The following is a 505-nucleotide window of genomic DNA, read 5'->3' on the forward strand; positions in this document are numbered from 1 at the left end:
TATTTAGCTGCGAGTGGGGAAGAAGCGCTAGACATTATAAGAGTCCAGCAGCTGGATATCGTGTTAATGGACGTGAACATGCCGGGAATGAATGGAATGGAAACAACCATGAAAATAAGAGAATTTGATGCACATCTTCCGGTGATTGCCTTAACGGCTGTTGAGGTAGGGGAGATGCGGGAAGAGATACTAAAAGCCGGAATGAACGATATTATTAATAAACCCTATGATATTCCGCAATTTTTCAACACGATCTTCAGGAATCTACTGCAGCCCGTATCGCCTACGGAGGCCTAAGGTTTAAAGTTCAAGGTACAAGGTTCAAGTTTGGGATTTAAGGATTCAGAATTTAAGGTTCAAAATTGGATCCCCGATATTTAAGTGGTAAGAATCAGAGTTAAACTTCTAACCTCTATTCGTATTTCTACCTTCGTATTTCTACTTTTGTATTTCTACATTCGTACTTCTAACTTATAAAAAAGCCGCTTCCCCGGTTGAGGGGAAG

Annotated in this window: 1 protein-coding gene; it reads left to right on the forward strand. The window is 40.6% G+C overall.

Going from position 1 to position 505, the window contains the following annotated elements:
* On the forward strand, positions 1–297 hold a 297-nt coding region (locus tag HC176_RS16110), incomplete at its 5' end, for a response regulator (RefSeq protein WP_167920021.1).
* Positions 298–505 lie beyond the last annotated feature (208 nt).

Source organism: Tamlana crocina (assembly GCF_012037625.1).